Genomic DNA, 20971 nt, shown 5'->3' with positions numbered 1-20971 from the left:
AAAAACTTACGCCTCCGTTACTTTGACAGTCAGCTTCGCGGTTACATCCTTGTGAAGCTTTACCGGCACCTCATGGTTTCCGAAGGTCTTGATCGGCTCCGGAAGAACCAGTTTCTTTTTGTCGATATCCAGATTCAGCTGCTCTGCTGCTGCAGCTGCAATCTCCTTGCTGGATACGGAACCAAATGCCTTTCCGCCCTCTCCGGCTTTCATTTTCAGGGTTACGGAAACAGCCTCGATCTTCTCTGCCAGCTCTTTTGCTGCTGCCAGCTGCTCTGCTGCCACCTTTGCTGCGTTTGCCTTCTGAAGCTTTAAGTCGTTTAAGTTCTTGGAAGTTGCCTCAACCCCCAGCTTTTTCGGCAGGATAAAGTTTCTTGCATATCCATCATTAACCTTTACGATCTGGCCTTTCTTTCCTAATGCCTTAACATCCTCTAATAATACGATTTCCATTATGATATATCTCCCTTCTGTAACATCTCATCAATCACCGCTTTCACGCGGTCCTTTGCCTCATCCATGCTGATGCCGGAAAGCTGCGCCCCGGCAATGGTCCGGTGACCGCCGCCGCCCAGTTTTTCCATCATCACCTGCACATTGACCTCGTCAATGGAACGGGCACTTAAATAGATCAGACCATGATATTCCGTCATAACCACAGACGCCTTAATGCCCTTGATCTCCAGCAGTTCATTTGCCGCCTGGGCACAGACAATGGTCGGACTCGGAAGCCCTTCCGACGGACAGACGCCGATGGAAAAGGCATCCCGGTAAATCTCTGCAGAGGCAATGGCTGCCGCCTTCGCCTTGTAATCCTGCATATCATCCCGGAACAGCTTGCGCACACGAGTCACATCGGCTCCGTTCCGGCGCAGGAACGCTGCTGCCTCAAAGGTACGCACACCGGTCTGGTTGGTAAAGTTGTTGGTATCGATCACGATACCGGCATACATGGCATCTGCCTCGGCAGATTTCATGCGGATTCCGTCCGCGATGTACTGCAGCACCTCAGCAACCATCTCACAGGCTGAGGAAGCATACGGCTCCACATAGGAAAGCACTGCGTTGCTGATGACCTCACTGCTCTGGCGGTGGTGATCCATCACCACGATCGTCTTCACCAGCTTCAACAGTTCCGGCGCATCGGTGATGCTTGGCCGGTTTACATCGACCACGACCAGCATAGTGCTGGCATCTACCAGTTCTGCCGCCTGGGCACCGGTCAGAAACAGATCCTCCGGATAATCCGGATTGTCCAAAAACCGATTCATCATCGGCTGGACGGATGTTGTCACCTCGTTGATGATGACATGCGCCTTTTTGTTTAATGCCGTTGCGATCCTGTAAATTCCGATCGCAGAGCCAAAGGCATCGCTGTCGCTCAACTTATGACCCATGATCAGGATGCGGTCCTTCGTCTCCATAAGCTCACGCATCGCATGTGCCTTAACGCGGGCCTTAACGCGGGTGGATTTCTCCTGCTGCTGGGACTTGCCGCCGTAATACTGGATGCGGCTGCCATCCTTTACAACCGCCTGGTCACCGCCGCGGCCCAGGGCCATATCGATGGCAACACGCGCAGACTCGTAATTCTGGGCGTAGCCATCTCCATTCATACCGATACCGATACTTAAGGTCACTGCCATCTCGTTACCGATATTGACGGTCTTAACATCCTCCAGGATAGAGAAACGCTCCTCCTGCATCTGCTCCATGTATTTCTGCTTTACTGCAAAGAAATACTTGTCTTTCTCAATCTTTTTCAGAATTCCATCCACCGCGCCGATGTACTTATTGATCTTACGGTCGATCAGCGCAGTCAGCAGGGAACGGCGCACCTCTTCCACGCTCTCCAGTGCCTCATCGTAGTTGTCCAGATAAATAATACCTGCCACCATCTTCTCATCGGTGATCTGCTGACGGTAACGCAAAATCTCCGTCTCATCAAACAGATATACCGCCAACAGCTTCTGCTGGCTGACAACTGCCTGAATCTCCTCTTCCTCCGAACTGCTCACATAGATCGGCTGGATCTCCATGCGGAAGCGATGCTCACCAAAAACAGTGTGCACCTTGACCGGATCCTCATCCGTCGCCAGATCCTCTTTTGTTACCTCCGGAAACATGGAAAGCAGATTTTTCCAGTTTCCTTTTTCCAGGGCGGTTACTGCCCGAAACTCCTCGTTTGCCCAGACGATCCTGCCGTCTTCATCGGCTAACGCGTAAGGCAGAGCCAGCCCCGTGAGCAGCTGCTTCTGAATCCATGCATATTCCGCTGAAAAGTCTACCAGCCCGCCAAGGATACGCTTTCTGCTGTAAAGAAAGATCCACATGGCAACCGCCAGATAGCCGATCGTGAACGGAAGCATGACCAGTCCGCCAATATGGCTGACACACCCGGCCGCAATGTTGGCGCAGACTAAAAACAGGGAAAGAAGCAGGGGCCAGCTCAAATAACCCTTCAGCTGCCCATGAACCTTTATGTTCTCTTTCATACGTTTTCTCCTTATTCGATTCGCAACTGTTCCTGCAATCGTTCCTGTCCATGCATTGCGCAGACAGAAACCTGCAACATCACAGTTACCCAGACCCCAGGGGACCTGCCGCTTGCAGTCAGCATTTTGCCGCCGCTTATCTTTCGATTATACCATAGCCGACTTATTTCGTCTACTATCGTTCCGCTTCCGGGCACAGCGCATACCCGTAAGCCTTATCGTTCACAGCCTTCGACACTTTGCAATGATATAGTTCCGCGCGACACCGTTGTCGTTGCAGATTTTTTGACTTTATCTTTCCAGAACAGTCGTTCCGTGATAGAATAATAATCCGAAGCAACTGCAAATTTCTAAAGCAGTTACGCGCGAAATAACACGTTTTCCATTAATATATCACTGTACATACGTGCGTGTGCAGTAAGACCGATACCGCTGTAAAGGAGACTCACTTTATGATAAAAAAAGAAATCGCTGAAATCAAGCGCCAGTTCACCCCTGCAAACTGCTCCATTTCCCGCATTTGCGGCTGCTACGTGGATGGTGAAAAAAACAAAAAAGCCGAATTCAAGGAAGCCTTTTTATCTCTTCCGGAAGAGGATATGTTCAAGTATTTTGAACTGCTCCGTAAAAATTTGTCCGGCACACTGGGAAAAAATCTCATTAACCTGGAGTTCCCGCTGGCTGCCGAGGAAGAAGGCGGACCGCATGAATTCCTGTTAAAGCTGCGCAACAGCCGTCTCCAGGACGATGCTCTTTTAGACGCTTTCTACGACCGGATCATTGAAAACTACGACTACGTCGGCAACTACCTCATTCTGCTGATCCACGACGCCTACGACATTCCGGGCAAGACCTCCGACGGCATCGAAATGGAAGATGCCTCCGATGAAGTTTACAGCTACATCCTGTGTTCCATCTGCCCGGTCGATCTGTCCAAACCGGGACTCAGCTACAACGAACTGGAAGGCAGCTTCCAGAACCGCATCCGCGACTGGGTAGTCCAGATGCCGGAGCTCGGCTTTTTATTCCCAGCCTTCAACGACCGCTCCACCGACCTGCACAGCACCCTTTACTACTCCAAAGACAGCAATGACCTGCACGATGCCTTTATCGAGCAGCTCCTGGGCTGCCCGCTCCCGCTGCCAGCCGGATACCAGAAAGAATCCTTCCAGACCATCATCGAAGACACCCTGGGAGATGCCTGCAACTATGAAACAGTAAAAACAATCCATGAGAATTTAAGCGAACTGATCGAAGAGCACAAAGACGAGCCTGAGCCGCTGGTACTTGACAAATACCAGGTACGCAGCCTGTTAGAGAAAAGCGGCGTCGAAGAAGAACATCTGGAAACCTTTGACCAGAACTTCGATGAGACTGCAGGAGAAAGGGCTTCCATTTACGCAAGCAATATCGCCAACACCCGCGCCTTCGAGGTCAAAACCCCGGACGTCATCATCAAGGTCAACCCGGACCGCACAGACCTCATTGAAACCCGCGAGATCGATGGCCGCCAGTGCCTCGTCATCGCGATCGACGGCGTCGTCGAAGTCAATGGAATTGCGGTGAGTCCGGCTGCGGCTGCTCCAGAAGAATAACAATATTGCGTAGTAAGTCTCTGTAAATACGGAAACACAGTAGAAAGCCCCCGCCGCGGCGGGGGCTTTCGGACTAGTATGCGATATTGTTATACTTAGTGATGACTGCCACAATGACTGCAGTCCCCATTACAGGTCAGATGCCCTGCACCAGCGTTTTCTTTTTCCGGGCAATCTGCACGGTTTCCGTTCTGTGCTTCTTCCTTATCCTTTTTCTTAGAGTAAAGAAGCAGTCCGGCCAGACATATCACACCAACCAGCACGGCTACGCAGGCCTTCAAAAATATTCCCATTAATACTTCCATGATCACGCGATCTCCTCTATATACAGTATATACAGTCTGACGATTCCAGAAATAAGTCCCTATCTTTTCTCTATAGTTCAGAAAATCCTGCCCGTGGACAGTAATCCAAACTGTTCTTATGCAAAAAGAGGCCTTACACGATTTCTCGCATAAAACCTCTCCTGAATTCTTAAGTCCGTATCTTAGGATTACTCCATGGTGTACGGCATCAGAGCGATGTGACGTGCTCTCTTGATAGCAACGGTCAGAGCTCTCTGGTGCTTTGCACAGTTACCGGTAATTCTTCTCGGAAGAATTTTACCTCTCTCAGATACGTATCTTTTCAGCTTGTTGGTATCCTTGTAATCGATTACGCCGTTCTTATCGCCGCAGAATACACAAACTTTTTTTCTTCTACGCATGCCGCCTCTTCTTACCTTAGCGCCATCTGCTTTATCAGTCTTATTGAATGCCATTGGTACTGCCTCCTTCTTCAAATGATTCGTGCCGTCTTAAGCTAAATCCGATTTAGTTAAACGGCAGTCCTTCGTCTTCCACACCATCCGGAATGTTCATGAAGCCATCGCCAATCGCGCTGGTCGGCGCCGGTCTGGAGGTTGGCTGATAGCCGTAACCGCCATTGTCGTTATTGCCGCTTCCAGAGTTCTTGCTGTCTGCGAACTCCTGATCATCCACGATGATGTCTGTGGTATAAACACGCTGACCTTCTTTGTTGGTGTAACTGCCAGTCTGGATACGTCCGGACACCAGTACGCGCATCCCCTGACGGAAATACTTCTCTGCAAACTCGCCTGCTCTGTCAAATGCCACGATGTTAATAAAATCGGCAGTCTGCTCGTTTCCGTCCTGGTTACGGCGTCCTCTGCGGTCCACTGCAAGGGTATATCTCGCAACAGCCATGGAACGCTCTCCCTGGGTGTAACGAACTTCCGGGTCTCTGGTCAATCTTCCCATAAGGATTACTCTATTCATACCATCACTCTTCCTTTTTTAAGCTGGTCGTTATCTATTACTTACTGCTCGTCCTGCTTTACGCAAAGATATCTGACAACCGGCTCCATGATGCGGATGTGTGCTTCCACTTCGTTAGAGCAGTCAGAGTTCTCAGACTCGAACTTGATGAAGTAGTAGAAAGCCTCTTTTGCTTTCTGAATCTCGTAAGCAAGTCTCTTCTTGCCCCAATCATCAACGCCTGTTACAGTGCCACCGAAGCGGGTGATATAACCCTGTACCTTCTCCAGTGCTGCAGCTCTCTCTTCGTCTTCGAGTTTTGCGCTCAGAACAACTGCTAATTCGTATTTGTTCATTGCTTTACCTCCTTGTGGTCTCTGGCCCTTGACTTCAGTCTCAAGAGCAAGGATTTTAATGTGTCACGGATAAATATTTTAGCAGAAGCGACGCATAAATGCAAGCACTTTTTTGCAGATTTTGCAAGTTTTTTTGCAGGTTTTTTGCGTCTTCACGCCTTTTCCACGTTTCCTGCCTTCGTCAGTCCACGGGCATTTTTTTCTACCATTTTCCGCTCTGTCATCACCTGATGGCCGCAGCCCATACATTTCAGGCGGAAATCTGCCCCGACACGCAAGATTTCCCACTCATGGCTTCCGCAGGGATGCGGTTTCTTTAATTTTACGATATCTCCAACTTCAAAATTCCATCGCTGGTCCATGCATCGCTCTCCTTTCGTTTTCAGCTTCTCTGTTGTTTTCAAACTTCCTGGCTTATATTTGTTTCCTTCCCAGGAAACCCGCAGATAAATGCTTCTGTTTCCTATTTCATTCTTTTATTTCATTTTTCCGGCTCTGTTTCTGCATTTCCAGATTTAGCGAATCATATGTCCCGGGTCTTTTCCCAGGATCGCATCGATCTTTGCAAGCTCCTCTTCTGAGAAGTCCAGATGCTCAAGTGCCTCCACGTTATCTTCGAGCTGGCTGACACGGCTTGCCCCGATCAGCACACTACTTACCTCCGGCCGTCTCAGCACCCACGCCAGCGCCATCTGCGCCAGGCTCTGTCCGCGCTCCACGGCAATCTCATGCAGCCTTGCTACCTTCGCAAGCTGTTCCTCATTCATATAGCGCTTGCCGATCGTAGTTCCTTTGCGGGAGGCACGGGAGTCTGCCGGAATGCCCTTTAAATACCGGTCCGTCAATGCGCCCTGCGCCAGCGGACTGTATGCGATGCAGCCGGTCCCGGTCTCTGTCAGCACATCAAACAGGCCCTGCTCCGGCCAGCGCTCAAACATATTGTATCTCGCCTGATGAAGCAGACACGGCGTTTTATTCTCTTTCAGAATGGTAATGGCACGCGCAGCTTCATCTGCCTGATAATTGGAAATGCCGACATACAATGCCTTACCCTGGCGAACCATATCGGAAAGGGCACCCATCGTCTCCTCCAGAGGTGTCTCCGGATCCGGGCGGTGATGATAGAAGATATCGACATAATCCAGATTCATGCGCTTCAGGCTTGCATCCAGACTGGACATCAGATATTTTCTGGAGCCCCAGTTTCCGTAAGGACCTGGCCAGAAGTCATAGCCCGCCTTGGTAGATACCAGGATCTGTTCCCGGTAAGGCTTCAGATCCTCCAGAAAGATCTTTCCAAAATTTTCCTCTGCCATTCCGATATTCGGCGCACCGTAATTGTTTGCCAGATCGAAATGCGTGATTCCCAGATCAAATGCCTTAAAAATGATCTCCTTCTGCTCGGATAACGGCTTTTCCGCACCGAAATTCTGCCACATGCCCAGAGATACCCTCGGAAGCAGAATGCCGCTGTTCCCGCAGCGTTTGTAGCTCATTTTGTCGTATCTCGCCTCGTCTGCTCTATACATTTATTTCCCCTCCGTCAAAAAGCGCTCAAACACCTCACCGATCGGCGCACTGATCACCAGATCTGCCCGTTCATCCATCGGCGTTGCTGTTTTATTGATCAGCACCAGTTTCTTTCCCCGGTAATAATCGATCAGGCCCGCTGCCGGATAAACGGTCAGGGAAGTACCGCCAATGATCAGGATCTCTGCATTTTGTATGTAGCGCACCGCCTTCTGCAGCGTTTCCTGGTCCAGTCCTTCTTCATATAAAACCACGTCCGGCTTGATAATGCCGCCGCACTCGCACCGCGGCACACCGTTCATCCCCAAAATATCGGAAAGTCCGAAGAATTTCCCACAGCGGGTGCAGTAATTTCTGTGGACAGATCCATGCAGTTCCAAAACCTCTTTACTTCCGGCTGCCTGATGCAGGCCGTCGATGTTCTGGGTGATCACTGCACGCACCTTGCCCTGCTGCTCCAGTTTAGCCAGTGCCTTGTGTGCTGCATTCGGCTGCGCATCCGGGAACAGCATTTTGTTTTTGTAAAACCGGTAAAACTCTTCCGGGTTCTTCCGGTAAAAACTGTGGCTGATGATGGTTTCCGGCGGATAATCGTACTGCTGGTTATAAAGTCCGTCCACACTTCGAAAATCCGGGATTCCGCTCTCGGTTGAAACACCCGCACCGCCAAAGAACACCACATTGTCGCTTTCTTTGATCCACTGTTCCAAAAGATCCACTCGCTCTGACATTTTCTGATCCATCCTGCATGCTCCTTTCCAGTTTCATTCCATGTAGTTCTTTTCTATATTTTCTTCTATTTATCAACTGGCAGCCTGGCACTTTTCTTTATACAACCTCATCCAGAAAAACACGGCTCAGCACATCAATCTGCTCCGCTCCCGGATAGGCCCGGACTGCCTCCGGAATCCGGTAACCAAACAGCCATGCCGTAAACGCTTCAATCCGCAGATGCAGCACCCGACGCTCATCCCACTGGGGCCGTGCCAATGCTTCCTCCATCGTATCGATCGGACCGTCCAGTTTTTCCAGTTCGGATTCCGTATGATTTAGTGTCCACACCCAGCGTCCCGCATTTTGCGGGATCAGCGGATCTTCCAGTTCCAGGCAGATCCGAAGCTGTTCCGTCTGGGCATCCTGTTTTAAGCGGATCACTGGTACAAACGCTTCCGGTGTTACGATCCGGGTCATGATCGCCGGTTTCTTGGTCTCCAGTTCCGAGTAACCAGTTTCTGTATACAAAAGGCGCTGTTCTTTCTTTTCGCGTCCCCAGATGCCCTGGATTCCAACCAGCTGCTCCCCGTCATACAACAGTTCCAGCTTGCCAAGCTCACTCTGAACCTCACGCACCAGACTTTTTACATACGCTGCATCCCGCTTGGCAAATACCTCATAGCGCGATTCTAGCCAATGCTGCATCCAGTCCGCTGCCAGCTCTACGGTGTCTTCTTCCACACAGACACGTTTCAAATCTTTATTTCCACTCAGTTTCCAGACTGGCTGGTCATAAATAAACGTAAACTGAAACGGCGTATAGATTGCCTCTGCCGCCGGCATCAAAAAACAGAATGGCATTTGGCGTTCCCGCATATCCTGCATCATCCGAAGAAGCAGACTGCGCATATATCCCCGGTGACGCATCGTACTCTTCGTCGCTACGGCCACGATATAGTCCACATTCCAACAGGCATCCCGCACCAAAAGCCGGTATGGATTGAGGTGGAGCATCGCCTGAATTCCATCCTCCTCACGGACCAAAACCTGGTTTGTTGTCATTTTTTCCTGATCATAATAAGTAAGAAACTCCTCAGAATCCTCCGGGAAAGCTTCTCTCCATAAATTCTTTGTCAGGACTTTTTCCTGATTATCCAGATATCTTATCATAGCTGCCTCTCTTTTCTGCCACACCCCTATCTGCTGAAGTTCTTCTGCTGCACCAGATATTTTCTTGCAAAGCCACACGGATTATACGACATTTTTGCGTGCCGCAAGCCTTCCTGTCCCAGGTCGTCCTCCCGGTTTACCAGCGCCACATCCGGGAATTCCTGCACCAGAAACTGCTGGTTAATAAACTGATATAAACCCCGGATTTCTGGATTTGCCTTTTCAATGTGAATGACTGCCATATTTTCCGCCGGATTATAGCTTCCAATGGTAAATGCTTCCAGTGTTCCATCAATGTATACACCAGACATCCGGATATCCAGATCCAGACACTGCTTTAAAATCTCGTGGATTCCCTCTACTTCATAATCCAGATGCTCTTCTACCTCATCGCCCTTGCGTTCTCTCCAGTGGTCCAGGAAACGCCAGACATCATCCCGGTCAGAACAGCAAAGGCGCCGGAACTCATAGCGGCCCTCATACTCCTTCAAAAATGCATTCAGATGATTTTTCTTCTTATGCAGCTTCTTGCCGGACAGTTTGCGCATGGCTTCGCCGTCGTACAGATAATCCTTTAAATCCTCCTGTTCCGTCACCACAAAATCATCCGACTCCTTTAAATGAAGAAACTCTACCGCCTCCTCATCGGCCAGATAAATTTTAAGCGGAATATGCAAGACATTATTAAAATATTCCACTGTCATATCAAAATACTTTTTTAAGTTCTCTTCTTTGCAAAGAGGCATGGCACTATGCATCACCCCTTCTTCCTTCATCAGCCACAAGAGTGCCTTGTTCTCATGAATGGCATACTGCACATGATAATATTTCCGCCAGATGAAACTGTCTAACGGCACACTGTCACAAGTCTTATTGGGACGCAGCCCAAAATACGGTGCCAGAATCTTCATATCTGCTGCTTCTACTGGTTTAAAATTCAAATCTGTCATTTCTATTCCTTTATTCCTTCCATATAAGATAAGACAGTATGTTTCTTATCTTAAGCTTTCTTTCACGTCTTTCGCGTTTTATTATTATAGCGTGAGTCCGTTCCAGAATCAATATAGCGAAATTCCCATTTCCAACCATTTATTCTCGTTACTGCTCAGAAAAGGTCCAGTAGCCAACAGCTACCGGACCTTTTCTGTAACCTGATGAACCTTCCATGCCCGCATTCCGGATATTTCCAGTGCAGAACCACAATAACGGCACTGTTTTACCCCAAGCTGTTCCACCGGCGCTCCACAATTCGGGCATACCACCGATGCTGCTGCCCCCGCCTTTCCGGAGTCATAAATGTACACCAGCTCGGTCTCGCAGACCGTCTGCCTTTTGTGAGGTGCCGGTCTATCTGTCTGATGGCTCTCTTTGGTCCGGCTTCTGGAAAGTTTCTGCGCCTTCATCCCATTTTTCCCGGCAGGCTCTGCCTCTCTCCAATATTCTGCCGCAGTTTCACAGAAAATACTCGCACTGCCGCCATAACGCTGATACCGGTTGATCACGGTTTTATGGATTCTGACTGCCCCGGCTGTCTGGATATTTTCTTTTTCCAGAAATTCCTTCACTGCCCGTTCCACTTCCGTTCGCAGTTCCTCCCAGTTCCATTCCGGGAAATCCCGCAGGATCTGCGGCAAGTAGATGCTTGTCATCCCACCAAGCGATTTTGGCTGTTCTTCCTGCTCTTCTCCTGCGCTCTGCGCACTCCGCAAAAATTCCCGGAGGAAACGAATCTCCGCGGAATTTAGAAATCTGCGGAAACTCCGCCGGATCCGAAAGAACAAGATCACTGCCAGAAGAAATAAAATTCCACCTATCATCAGCGCGATCTGCTTTTCACTCATATGTATCTTTCCTTTTTCCTGTCTTTTGCATATTTTTATGCGAAAACTACGCCTGCAGTATCAACTATTATATCATACTTATCAGGAAAACTTATGGAATTTTTTATTTTGTTTCACAGGACGCACTTCCTATGAACAAGAAAAAGAGTCCACCTTTCGATGAACTCTTCCACAGCTTTCTTCTATTTCATTCTCCGGATGATCGCATCCCGGTATTCCTCGGTTGTCGCAGTTCCATGAAGATCCGGAGTCAGACAGATTCCCGCTTCCAGTACCTCATCCACTGCCCCTCGGATCTTTGCTGCGCAATCACGCTGCCCTAAGTATTCCAGCATCATGCAGGCTGACCATAAAAATGCGGTTGGATTCGCAATGTGCTGTCCGGCAATATCCGGCGCACTGCCATGAACCGCCTCAAACATGGCATAATCTGTTCCGAGATTGCTGGATGGCAAAAGTCCAAGTCCTCCGATCAGTCCACTTGCCAGATCTGATAACAGATCGCCATACAGATTCGGTGTTACAATGATATCAAACTGATTCGGATTCATAACCATCTGCATGCAGGTATTGTCAATGATCTTGTCATCGTGCTGAATCTCCGGATATTCCTTTGCAATCTCATGGAAAATGCTCAAAAACAGGCCATCTGACATTTTCAGGATATTTGCCTTATGTACACAAGTCACTTTTTTTCTGCCATGTGCCCGTGCATACTCAAATGCGTCACGGATAATTCGGGTGCTGGCTTTTCTGGTGATAATTTTCGTTGCATGAACCGTATTTTCATCGATCTGCTCTTCCACACCCACATACAGGTCTTCCGTGTTTTCCCGGAAAATTACCATATCCACATCATGAAATGGTGTTTTCACTGCGATATTCGATTTTGCAGGACGGATATTTGCATACAGGTCATATTTACTTCTCAGGGTTACATTCAGGGAACGGAATCCGTGACCGATCGGAGTTGTGATCGGAGACTTCAATAAAACATGGTTCCGGTCAAACGAAGCATATGCTTCCGGCGGAATCAATGCACCATTTCTCTTCCATTCAGCCTCACCGACATTGTAAACCTCATACTCCAGTTCTGCACCGGCTGCTTCTAAAATTTCCAGAACACAGTCTGTGATCTCTGGTCCAATGCCGTCTCCCTTAAACACCGTGATTGTTTTCTTCATCTATATGACCTCCTGTTCTCATCCTGCATTTTTATTGTTTCAAATCGTATCACAGGCTCGGGGCAAAGTCAATAGATTGTAGTACCTACAACGTGTTGCTTTTGATTAAGAACAAGCACTTATCCGACAACTCCTATATCACCAGCGGCAACAGCACGTTCTGCTTAAGGCAGCTTTTTCAGTCCATAGATCAAACATGGTTCAGGATACCGGTAGATTGCAAAAACAGCACCAGCATGATGATCGGCATCAGGTACTTGATCATCACTACGTAAAGCCACTTCCGCCCAAACTTCTTTCCACCGCGTTCCATCTCTTCCACAATCCAGGCCGGTTTCATGATCCAGCCAATAAAGATGGCTGACAAGAAGGCAATAAACGGCATCATAAAGCTGTTGCTGATATAATCCATGATATCCAGCAGCTGTCCAGTGCTTCCGTTTGGCAGCATGACCTCAACGTAAAAAATGCTGTATCCAAGCGCAATCACGGCAGTTGCAGCCAGATAAATAACCGACAGAACTCCTGTTGTTTTTTTACGCTCTGTATGGAAAATCTCCATGCAGTTTGCAGTGATGGATTCCAGAACGGAAATACAGGAGGTCAACGCTGCGAATGCTGCAAGGATAAAGAAGAAAAGTCCAATGATTCTTCCCGTAATGCCCATACGATAGAATACTTTCGGCAGAGAAATGAACATCAGGCCAGGGCCCGCAGACATTCCATCCACGCCAAAGAATACATAAACAACCGGAATGATCATAACTCCCGCAAGTAGCGCAACACCAGTGTCCATAAGTTCGATCATGGATACGGATTTTCCCAGATCAACCTCCGGTTTTACATAAGAACCGTAGGTAATCATAATCCCCATCGATACACTCAAAGAGAAGAACAGCTGACTCATGGCATCCAGTGTGATCTGCAGAAATCTTGATACCGTCATCCCGGACCAGTCCGGAGTCAGATAAACCTTTAATCCCTGCATACCCGTCCGGATACTTCCATCATCTGCCGTATTTTTCAACGTTAAAGAGTACACCGCAATTCCAACCACGATCAACAAAAGCATCGGCATCATGGTTTTGGAGACACGCTCAATTCCTTTTTCGACACCGTGATACACGATAAACGCTGTCACCAGCATGAAAATCAGCCCATACCACACGGATCCCGGCGCAGTAATAAACGATGTGAAACAGTTGTCCTGCGCGGCAGTCTCCACATTCCCGCTAAGAAACAGCAGGATATATTTAAGAATCCAACCGCCGATCACCGCATAGTACGTCATGATCAGAACAGGTACAAAAAAAGTGATCACACCGAGAAATTTCCATTTCTGATTCATGCTTGTATAGGCATAGATCGCACTTTTACCAGTTCTGCGGCCGATAGCAATATCCGTGGTCAACAACACAAAACCAACCGTAAAGATCAGGACCAGATAGATCAGCAGAAAAACACCACCACCATCCTTCGCCGCCAAAAAAGGAAAGCGCCAGAGATTACCAACACCAACTGCGCTTCCTGCTGCCGCGAAAACAAACCCCAGCTGCCCTGTAAAACTACTTTTTTTCTTCATTGTATCCCCCTCATTTCATCCCTTCACTTGACATAGCCACATCATATTACTAAAATTATAATAAATAAATATAAAGTTATTTATCTTATACTTTAATTATTTTCATCTTATATTGTAACAAGGACAAAAGGACGAAAGCATGGACACATTTAATTACCGTATATTTCTCACGATCGTACAATACAGCAGCTTTCAAAAAGCAGCGGAACTTCACAACGTTACACCACCTGCCGTCAGTCACATTGTAAAGCAGATGGAACAGGAATTCGGAGTCTCCCTGTTTATCCGGAACCGGCGCGGCGTTGTCCTGACCACCTCCGGCGAACAGGTCCTGCCCCTGATTTCCTCCCTGGTCCAAAAAGAAGATATGCTCCTTCAGTATCTGTCCGATCTGAACGGTCTGAAGAAAGGACATGTCCGCCTTGGCATTTTCAATTCGATGTGCAAATATCTGTCCGATCTGATCTATGGTTTCAAAGCGCAGTATCCCAATATCACCTTCGAGATCTACCAAGGCTCCTATGAGAATATCATTGACTGGCTAAAAACCGGAGTGGTTGACATCGGTTTCCTGTCCCAGACAGTAAATCCACATTTTCCTTTTTACCGTATTTTCGCCGATCCGCTGATCTGTATTTTGCGCAAAGGAACGATAACCGCGTCAGACACCGGAATTTCCCTTGAAAGCCTTGCAAACGAGCGCTTTGTCATGCAGCGTGAATCCTGCGATGCAGATGCCAGACGCATCATAGACAAGCTGAATCTCGACATCCGCACCGTATGCCACGTAGTCGATGATAAAACAACGATTGAGATGGTCAAAGCTGGTTTTGGCTTTGCGATCATGCCTCTTTTGACCATGTACGGCTTTGAGGATGAAGTGAAAATGCTGCCCATCGTCCCGGCAGAAGAGCGCGTGATCGGTGCATGTGTCCGGAACGCGCATGATCTAGCGCCGGCCGTCAGGAAAGTGCTTGAGTTTATCCAAGATTATGACTATGGTGAAATGCATGAAAAGTTACGCAAACACTTTTTTGAGTAAGCAAAAACCCCGGAAGCCTTGATTTTTACTGGCTTTTCCAGACAAAAAAAGGAACCATCTTTCGATGATTCCTTAGAGGCGACAACCAGATTTGAACTGGTGATCAGGGTGTTGCAGACCCACGCCTTACCACTTGGCTATGTCGCCATATAAAATTGTTTACCAGATGAACTCTGATAAATGACCCCAACGAGATTCGAACTCGTGTTACCGCCGTGAAAGGGCGATGTCTTAACCGCTTGACCATGGGGCCTCTCATATATTCTATTTACACATATAAAAAATATGTGAGCTCCCCGAGTAGGACTTGAACCTACGACAGCGCGGTTAACAGCCGCGTGCTCTACCGACTGAGCTATCGAGGAATACGCTGCTCGTTGACAGGCAACACAGGTATTATATGATATGGGTACCTTTTTGTCAAGCAATTTATTTCGAAATTTTTGAAAAATTTTATTTGCTTCATTAACGTGTTCATTTTCACTTCAAAAGACACATTTTTTAATTTACCTGATATAAAAAGAATATACCTTGGCATACTTCTTCACTGAGGCGCGGTTTCCTGCGAAATAAGAAAGCACTAGGTTCCTATCCTTTCAGGAGGAACTCCGGTGCTTTCTTAGTTTGCCACGATTCTGTTCGTTTATTCATTGTGTTTTTGCTTACAGCAAAATCCTCGCTCGTATGAAAATCTACTTTTCAAGACTCTTCCAACGGAAGTTCGGAACCACATCACTCCATTTGCTGATTCCAATCAGTGCTTTGTATTTCTCTGTGGTCTCCAGGGTGGATGCCTTGTTGTCGATATTTTTATATACCAGCCAGGAGGGCTTCTGCATGGTTGCTACGATATCATTGGTCTTGCTGGTATCACAATGCCACAGACCAAACGCCTGGGATGCTGCCATCTCAGAAGGCGCATCAACCTGACGGCTCATGATAAATGCATCGATATACGGATTGCTGTCGGCAATATAATATGCATAAGCAATTGCTGCTGCCTGCAGATCTTCTGTCGTGCCACGCGTTGCACTGGTGGATGTAAAGCCCTGTTCAGAAAGGATCACATGGCGTACTTCACCAGAACGGGTACGGAACTGGGCCTGCTGCAGATAATCTGTCAGAACGCTTAAATTCAGCATATTTACAACCGGTGAAGACGCATCATCCTTGATCAGTCCGGTTTCGCGGTCATTCCAGAATTCCGGTTCCGTTAACGGAATCGAGTACGGATGATATGCTAATCCCCAGTCCATGGAACCGCCCGGGATCATCTGGTTATTAAATGCATCCAGCAGATCTTTGGCATTATATGTCAACGAGCCATCCGCTTCGTGCATCCAGTTATAATCCGTTGAGAAGAAGACACGGCTGCTCTGGCTGGTACTGCGGATTGCTGTGTAGAACACGCGGAATGCCCGCTGATATTCATTGATATAGCTTTCCAGACTCATAGGTCCCATATAGTTCCAAAGCTGATTATTAATCTCATTGCCGATGACCCAGTTGGACACTCTCCCATATGGAGAAGATTTTCTTCCGTAACGGTCTGCCAAAAATGCAGCAATCGCACGCAAGGACTCATATCCTTCCTCCGTCGCAACATGAAAACCATAATAGTTTGCAACGGAAGCCGGCTGCTTTGTAACCCCCGGATAATACAACTGCGGCGTGCTGTCGTTCCAGCCATTTAAGATAACCGCAGTAACAGTCATATCTTTTTCCGACATTCTCTTAATGGTGTCATCGTATACGGCAAGCACATCTTTATTAAAATGGTAAGTTTTCCCATCATACTCATAATCAATTCCGCTGCCCAAAATGTGGTTGAACGGAATATTGACGATCACATGGTTTACGCCAAGGGAAAACGCATCCGAAAGCATAGCCGGTGTCGTCTGGATCAGAAGTCCTTTTTTTGTCTGCGCAGTCTTATACGGATCTGTGTATTTTGCAACACTTTCCGGATTTGCCACATAAGCCTCATTACTGACAATGGTATATTCACTTCCATCATAGACAGCTACAACAAAACTGGAATACAGTCTGTCTTCCTGCGTTCCATGATTCAGCGGAAGCTGAAACGATAATTCGTCTCCCTTTGTGATCCATGCAGCGTAATCCGTCCGGCCTTTTAAATCCCTCTGATACGGTTTCATTTCAAAAAGATACAGATAATTATCATAGTATGCCGGATCCGACCAGCTTCCTTCCATCTGACCTTTGATGCTTACCTGATTGCCACCTGTCACTTCGCAGCTTGTTATATGGGCAAATTCTGCCGGTGCAGGCTTTGCCGCCTGACTTTCTGCCTGAGTTTCCGCCGCAGCTGTATCCGCAGTCTCTGCCATTGCTGTTACGCTGCCGGCCCCGGCAAATACCGCAGCCATACAGCATAACGAGATACAATACTTCCATATTTTTTTCAAATTTTCTGCCTCCAATCTCTGTCAATCCATGTCATAAACAGCAAAATATTTCGACTTGCCATTTTCACCCCATTATCATAGCACGGAATCCATTTGGTTCAAGTAGGTTTTCCCTTACATTGATTTAAGATTTTCTTGCAGAATTCTATGGAAGAAAGTAATGATTTATGATTCTACGGCAACTGCGCAATGCATTTTCTCCACATCAAAACCGATAAAATGACTGCAATATAGTCCGTCAGTGCCTGCCCGTAAATAACGCCGGTTAAACCACCAAGCGCATTTAGCAGAAATAAAAGCGGAATCAGAAGTACCCCCTGACGAAGCACCGATAAAATAGTCGCCCAAAACGCTTTTCCTACAGACTGCATACAGTTCATATTCATAAAAAGGATTCCGATGACAGGCCCAGAAAGCATGTATGCAATCAGCATTCTGACACCATACATGATGACTTCCTCATCCTGGATAAACAAGCCGATAATCTGTCTGCGGAATACAAAGAACAGAAGTGTCGCCAAAATTCCAATCACGATACAGCATTTTTTTGTGTATGCCGCAATGTCCTGAAAACGTTTTTTATCGCCGGATCCAAAATTATAACCAAGCAGGGGCTGCACTCCGTTTGCAAGTCCCATCTGCAGAAATGTGATAAACATATTTGCCTTGAATACGATTCCGATTGCCGCTACCGGTGCATTTCCATATGCGACTAAAATCTGATTTAATACAATTGTGGAAACGCTCATTAAAGTTGAAAAAATAGCGGTTGGGAGACCGCAGGAACAAATGCCGCTGAAAATACCGTACCGACATGTGAAATTACGGATCCCAATAGAAAAATTATTACTTTTTTTCACGAAATACCAGAGATAATACAGGCTCGCCAGTATATTTCCCAAAGTAGTAGCAACTGCTGCACCAGCTGCACCGAGATGAAATCCACTGATCAGAACCGGATCCAGAACAATATTGGCAATGGTACCGATCATGCTGCCGATCATCGCCTCTTTGCTGGCGCCCTCAGAACGCACTACAAAGCTGGCTGCTGCAGACCAGATGATAAACGGTGCTCCATAAGAAATATGAAAAACATATCCGCATGCCAGCGCATAAATTTCTTCATTTGCGCCAAAAATACTCAGGATTGGCTGCATAAATCCCACTAACACAAGTGCAAAGAGAATCCCAACGGCCAATGACGCATACGTGATAAATGTAGAAACCTGTTTCATACGCTTCTGATTCTGCTCTCCAAGTGCCATAGATGCCACAGCGCTGCCGCCCATGCCAAACATATTCGCAACCGCCATAAATAAAATAAAGATGGGATTCGTAAGACTGACTGCAGCAACCTGAAGCGGATCTCCCGTCTGACCAACAAAAAAGGTATCCGCCATATTATAAACAACCGTAACCAGGCTGCTGATCACACTTGGGATCGCCATCGTCGCAACTGCCTTAGAAACCTTCATCCGGGCCATTAATTCATTTTCCGCATTCTCATTTGCATTCATTTTTCATTCGTCCTTTCTGCCTCCAGATTTTGAAGCATTTTTCCTGCAATACGCAGAAATTCCTGCTTTTCCTGTTCCGTGATTCCCTGTAATAACAAATGCTCCGTCTCCTCGACCTCCTGCCGAATCCGGTCTTTCATGCTTCTCGCTTTTTCGGTAAATACGATTTTTTTATATCGTCCGTCCCATTCATCCGATACCCGCTGGATCAATTTTTTCTGCTCCAATGCATTCAGCATTTCCGTTACCGTAGATGGTCGCAGACCAAATTCCCGCTCCAGATCTTTTTGATATACGGAATGTGCCTCTGACTCAACCAGAACATAGTTCAGGATTTTCCCCTGCGCACTTCCGATGCCCAGCTGCGTATGTACTTCCTGCGAGCGGTTCCGAAGCCGATTCGAAATACAGTTGATCATTTTTCCTGTTTCCATAAATCCATGTCACACCTTTCTGCCTTTGTTTCTGACTCCGCCTTTGCAGACTTTTGTTTGTCCGTAGTTTCTTTTCGTCGATACCTTATTGCTTCACCAATTGTTGCGTTTCCGCTTCTGATAGTTGTAATAGCCTTCGTAATAGTTCGGTTCCTAAGTATATTAAGAGAAGAAATAATAAAAGTCAACGATACTTCAAATATTGAAACTTTCCTTCGTTTTTTCGCATAAACTGCTTTCTTTTTCGCCGACTGCCTAAGAAACAAAACTGAGGAATTTTCGCCGATTGTTCTTCATAACAAAAAAAGACTGGAATCTCTTCCAGCCTCTCATCTATGTACCCTCAAAACCACATATTGAATTTCATCCGTTTTCTTTTACCTAAACCGTCTTGGTTAAGCCCTCGACCTATTAGTGACAGTCAGCTGCATGTGTTACCACACTTCCACCTCTGCCCTATCTACCTCGTCGTCTTCAAGGGGTCTTACTACTTGCGTATGGGATATCTCATCTTGAGGGGGGCTTCACGCTTAGATGCCTTCAGCGTTTATCCCGTCCCGACTTGGCTACTCGGCCATGGGTTTGATACCCAACCGATGCACCAGAGGTCAGTCCATCCCGGTCCTCTCGTACTAAGGACAGCTCCTCTCAAATATCCTACGCCCACGCCGGATAGGGACCGAACTGTCTCACGACGTTCTGAACCCAGCTCGCGTACCGCTTTAATGGGCGAACAGCCCAACCCTTGGGACCTACTTCAGCCCCAGGATGCGATGAGCCGACATCGAGGTGCCAAACCACTCCGTCGATGTGAACTCTTGGGAGTGATAAGCCTGTTATCCCCAGGGTAGCTTTTATCCGTTGAGCGATGGCAATCCCACTTTATACCACCGGATCACTAAGTCCTAGTTTCCTACCTGCTCGACCCGTCGGTCTCGCAGTCAAGCTCCCTTATGCCTTTGCACTCTACAAATGGTTTCCAACCATTCTGAGGGAACCTTTGAGCGCCTCCGAAAGGGTATCGGAGGCGACCGCCCCAGTCAAACTCCCCACCTGACATTGTCCCCCAGCCGGGTCACGGCTGCAGGTTAGAAACCCAGTCACACAAGGGTGGTATCCCAACAGCGGCTCCATGAAGACTGGCGTCCTCATTTCTTAGCCTCCCACCTATCCTGTACATGTATAACCGAATCCCAGTATCAAGCTGGAGTAAAGCTCCATGGGGTCTTTCCGTCCTGGCGCAGGTAACCAGCATCTTCACTGGTATTTCAATTTCACCGGGTGCATTGTCGAGACAGCGCTCAAATCATTACGCCTTTCGTGCGGGTCGGAACTTACCCGACAAGGAATTTCGCTACCTTAGGACCGTTATAGTTACGGCCGCCGTTTACTGGGGCTTAAATTCAAAGCTTCGATTGCTCTAACCTCTCCTCTTAACCTTCCAGCACCGGGCAGGCGTCAGCCCATATACCTCACCTTTCGGTTTTGCATAGACCTGTGTTTTTGCTAAACAGTTGCTTGAGCCTATTCTCTGCGGCCTGCTTGCGCAGGCACCCTTTATCCCGAAGTTACAGGGTCATTTTGCCGAGTTCCTTAACAATGCTTCTCCCGCCGGCCTTAGGATTCTCTCCTCATCCACCTGTGTCGGTTTACGGTACGGGCACATATCACACAATAGCGGCTTTTCTTGACAGTTCGAATCACCAGCTTCCCTACTTTTGTTCGGTCCGCATCACGTCTTCGGATTGTTAAGCGGATTTGCCAGCTTAACTCCTACCTCGCTTGCCCCGGTCTTTTCATTCCCGGGTCTGGTTATCGTCCTGTGT

General features: G+C 47.7%; 19 protein-coding genes, 3 tRNA genes and 1 rRNA gene (1 of these 23 only partly in view). 2 read left to right on the top strand and 21 right to left on the bottom strand.

From position 1 onward, the window contains the following. Positions 1-6: 6 nt before the first annotated feature. Both rplI and DW922_RS13430 read right to left on the bottom strand, forming a co-directional pair. Complete coding sequence (gene rplI / locus DW922_RS13435; RefSeq protein WP_118543895.1) at positions 7-453, bottom strand: 50S ribosomal protein L9; 447 nt, start codon at positions 451-453, stop codon at positions 7-9. Continuing rightward, complete coding sequence (locus tag DW922_RS13430) at positions 453-2495, bottom strand: DHH family phosphoesterase (protein WP_118543896.1); 2043 nt, start codon at positions 2493-2495, stop codon at positions 453-455. Before DW922_RS13430 ends, rplI begins: the two co-directional genes overlap by 1 nt. Positions 2496-2947: 452 nt before the next feature. On the opposite strand from DW922_RS13430, the gene DW922_RS13425 reads away from it, so the two are divergent. Then, positions 2948-4090, top strand: a complete 1143-nt coding sequence (locus tag DW922_RS13425; RefSeq protein ID WP_118726852.1) for a DUF4317 domain-containing protein — start codon at positions 2948-2950, stop codon at positions 4088-4090. A gap of 95 nt (positions 4091-4185) precedes the next feature. On the opposite strand, the gene DW922_RS13420 is transcribed toward DW922_RS13425, so the two are convergent. The 12 genes from DW922_RS13420 to DW922_RS13365 form a co-directional block, all read right to left on the bottom strand. Beyond that, positions 4186-4395, bottom strand: coding sequence for a hypothetical protein (locus tag DW922_RS13420; protein ID WP_118726851.1), 210 nt, complete (start codon positions 4393-4395; stop codon positions 4186-4188). Between the two features lie 188 nt (positions 4396-4583). Further along, complete coding sequence (gene rpsR / locus DW922_RS13415; RefSeq protein WP_118534146.1) at positions 4584-4850, bottom strand: 30S ribosomal protein S18; 267 nt, start codon at positions 4848-4850, stop codon at positions 4584-4586. 52 nt (positions 4851-4902) lie between these two features. Then, complete coding sequence (locus tag DW922_RS13410) at positions 4903-5367, bottom strand: single-stranded DNA-binding protein (protein WP_118543899.1); 465 nt, start codon at positions 5365-5367, stop codon at positions 4903-4905. A 41-nt stretch (positions 5368-5408) separates the two neighbouring features. Beyond that, positions 5409-5702, bottom strand: coding sequence for a 30S ribosomal protein S6 (gene rpsF / locus DW922_RS13405; protein ID WP_118534144.1), 294 nt, complete (start codon positions 5700-5702; stop codon positions 5409-5411). 152 nt (positions 5703-5854) lie between these two features. Further along, the gene (locus DW922_RS13400; RefSeq protein ID WP_118720869.1) at positions 5855-6064 is read right to left on the bottom strand and encodes a DUF951 domain-containing protein; all 210 of its coding nucleotides are present in this window, start codon (positions 6062-6064) and stop codon (positions 5855-5857) included. 153 nt (positions 6065-6217) lie between these two features. After that, on the bottom strand, positions 6218-7231 hold the full coding sequence (locus DW922_RS13395; RefSeq protein ID WP_118726850.1) for an aldo/keto reductase: 1014 nt from the start codon (positions 7229-7231) through the stop codon (positions 6218-6220). Continuing rightward, positions 7232-7975 (bottom strand): NAD-dependent protein deacylase, encoded by a 744-nt coding sequence (locus tag DW922_RS13390; protein WP_347560318.1) that lies wholly within the window; start codon positions 7973-7975, stop codon positions 7232-7234. It lies immediately after the preceding gene. Between the two features lie 85 nt (positions 7976-8060). Further along, a complete protein-coding gene (locus DW922_RS13385; protein WP_118726849.1) occupies positions 8061-9116 on the bottom strand; it encodes a GNAT family N-acetyltransferase in 1056 nt (351 codons plus the stop codon). A 26-nt stretch (positions 9117-9142) separates the two neighbouring features. Then, a complete protein-coding gene (locus DW922_RS13380; RefSeq protein ID WP_118726848.1) occupies positions 9143-10066 on the bottom strand; it encodes a GNAT family N-acetyltransferase in 924 nt (307 codons plus the stop codon). Between the two features lie 180 nt (positions 10067-10246). Further along, positions 10247-10957, bottom strand: a complete 711-nt coding sequence (locus DW922_RS13375) for a zinc ribbon domain-containing protein (RefSeq protein ID WP_118726847.1) — start codon at positions 10955-10957, stop codon at positions 10247-10249. A 182-nt stretch (positions 10958-11139) separates the two neighbouring features. After that, positions 11140-12141 carry an isocitrate/isopropylmalate family dehydrogenase gene (locus DW922_RS13370; RefSeq protein ID WP_118726846.1) on the bottom strand — a complete coding sequence of 334 codons (1002 nt, stop codon included), beginning with the start codon at positions 12139-12141 and terminating at the stop codon, positions 11140-11142. Between the two features lie 190 nt (positions 12142-12331). Then, positions 12332-13723 carry a sodium-dependent transporter gene (locus DW922_RS13365; protein WP_118726845.1) on the bottom strand — a complete coding sequence of 464 codons (1392 nt, stop codon included), beginning with the start codon at positions 13721-13723 and terminating at the stop codon, positions 12332-12334. 139 nt (positions 13724-13862) lie between these two features. Here DW922_RS13365 and DW922_RS13360 point away from each other — a divergent pair, with 139 nt between their 5' ends. Then, entirely contained in the window at positions 13863-14765 is a 903-nt protein-coding gene (locus DW922_RS13360) for a LysR family transcriptional regulator (protein WP_118726844.1), read from the top strand. Positions 14766-14841: 76 nt separating this feature from the next. Here the strand turns inward: DW922_RS13360 and DW922_RS13355 are convergent. The 7 genes from DW922_RS13355 to DW922_RS17730 all read right to left on the bottom strand — a co-directional run. After that, a tRNA-Cys gene (locus tag DW922_RS13355) sits at positions 14842-14912 on the bottom strand. A gap of 34 nt (positions 14913-14946) precedes the next feature. Then, positions 14947-15018: transfer RNA gene (locus tag DW922_RS13350), tRNA-Glu, on the bottom strand. Between the two features lie 39 nt (positions 15019-15057). Next, positions 15058-15130, bottom strand: a tRNA-Asn gene (locus DW922_RS13345). Positions 15131-15457: 327 nt separating this feature from the next. Continuing rightward, a complete protein-coding gene (locus DW922_RS13340; RefSeq protein ID WP_243032237.1) occupies positions 15458-17194 on the bottom strand; it encodes a DUF5722 domain-containing protein in 1737 nt (578 codons plus the stop codon). Positions 17195-17367: 173 nt separating this feature from the next. Next, a complete protein-coding gene (locus DW922_RS13335; protein ID WP_118726842.1) occupies positions 17368-18711 on the bottom strand; it encodes an MATE family efflux transporter in 1344 nt (447 codons plus the stop codon). Next, entirely contained in the window at positions 18708-19145 is a 438-nt protein-coding gene (locus DW922_RS13330) for a MarR family transcriptional regulator (RefSeq protein WP_118707564.1), read from the bottom strand. Before DW922_RS13330 ends, DW922_RS13335 begins: the two co-directional genes overlap by 4 nt. Positions 19146-19536: 391 nt before the next feature. Further along, a 23S ribosomal RNA gene (locus tag DW922_RS17730) occupies positions 19537-20971 on the bottom strand (it continues 1543 nt past the right edge of the window).

Source organism: Clostridium sp. AM42-4, assembly GCF_003480105.1.
GTDB lineage: Bacteria > Bacillota > Clostridia > Lachnospirales > Lachnospiraceae > Brotaphodocola.
This window is presented reverse-complemented; position numbering and strand designations above follow the sequence as displayed.

What these genes read in the sequence shown, in the direction of transcription:
- rplI (WP_118543895.1), bottom strand. Translation starts at nt 453, where the DNA reads ATGGAAATCGTATTATTAGAGGATGTTAAGGCATTAGGAAAGAAAGGC.
- DW922_RS13430 (WP_118543896.1), bottom strand. Translation starts at nt 2,495, where the DNA reads ATGAAAGAGAACATAAAGGTTCATGGGCAGCTGAAGGGTTATTTGAGC.
- DW922_RS13425 (WP_118726852.1), top strand. Translation starts at nt 2,948, where the DNA reads ATGATAAAAAAAGAAATCGCTGAAATCAAGCGCCAGTTCACCCCTGCA.
- DW922_RS13420 (WP_118726851.1), bottom strand. Translation starts at nt 4,395, where the DNA reads ATGGAAGTATTAATGGGAATATTTTTGAAGGCCTGCGTAGCCGTGCTG.
- rpsR (WP_118534146.1), bottom strand. Translation starts at nt 4,850, where the DNA reads ATGGCATTCAATAAGACTGATAAAGCAGATGGCGCTAAGGTAAGAAGA.
- DW922_RS13410 (WP_118543899.1), bottom strand. Translation starts at nt 5,367, where the DNA reads ATGAATAGAGTAATCCTTATGGGAAGATTGACCAGAGACCCGGAAGTT.
- rpsF (WP_118534144.1), bottom strand. Translation starts at nt 5,702, where the DNA reads ATGAACAAATACGAATTAGCAGTTGTTCTGAGCGCAAAACTCGAAGAC.
- DW922_RS13400 (WP_118720869.1), bottom strand. Translation starts at nt 6,064, where the DNA reads ATGGACCAGCGATGGAATTTTGAAGTTGGAGATATCGTAAAATTAAAG.
- DW922_RS13395 (WP_118726850.1), bottom strand. Translation starts at nt 7,231, where the DNA reads ATGTATAGAGCAGACGAGGCGAGATACGACAAAATGAGCTACAAACGC.
- DW922_RS13390 (WP_347560318.1), bottom strand. Translation starts at nt 7,975, where the DNA reads ATGGATCAGAAAATGTCAGAGCGAGTGGATCTTTTGGAACAGTGGATC.
- DW922_RS13385 (WP_118726849.1), bottom strand. Translation starts at nt 9,116, where the DNA reads ATGATAAGATATCTGGATAATCAGGAAAAAGTCCTGACAAAGAATTTA.
- DW922_RS13380 (WP_118726848.1), bottom strand. Translation starts at nt 10,066, where the DNA reads ATGACAGATTTGAATTTTAAACCAGTAGAAGCAGCAGATATGAAGATT.
- DW922_RS13375 (WP_118726847.1), bottom strand. Translation starts at nt 10,957, where the DNA reads ATGAGTGAAAAGCAGATCGCGCTGATGATAGGTGGAATTTTATTTCTT.
- DW922_RS13370 (WP_118726846.1), bottom strand. Translation starts at nt 12,141, where the DNA reads ATGAAGAAAACAATCACGGTGTTTAAGGGAGACGGCATTGGACCAGAG.
- DW922_RS13365 (WP_118726845.1), bottom strand. Translation starts at nt 13,723, where the DNA reads ATGAAGAAAAAAAGTAGTTTTACAGGGCAGCTGGGGTTTGTTTTCGCG.
- DW922_RS13360 (WP_118726844.1), top strand. Translation starts at nt 13,863, where the DNA reads ATGGACACATTTAATTACCGTATATTTCTCACGATCGTACAATACAGC.
- DW922_RS13335 (WP_118726842.1), bottom strand. Translation starts at nt 18,711, where the DNA reads ATGAATGCAAATGAGAATGCGGAAAATGAATTAATGGCCCGGATGAAG.
- DW922_RS13330 (WP_118707564.1), bottom strand. Translation starts at nt 19,145, where the DNA reads ATGGAAACAGGAAAAATGATCAACTGTATTTCGAATCGGCTTCGGAAC.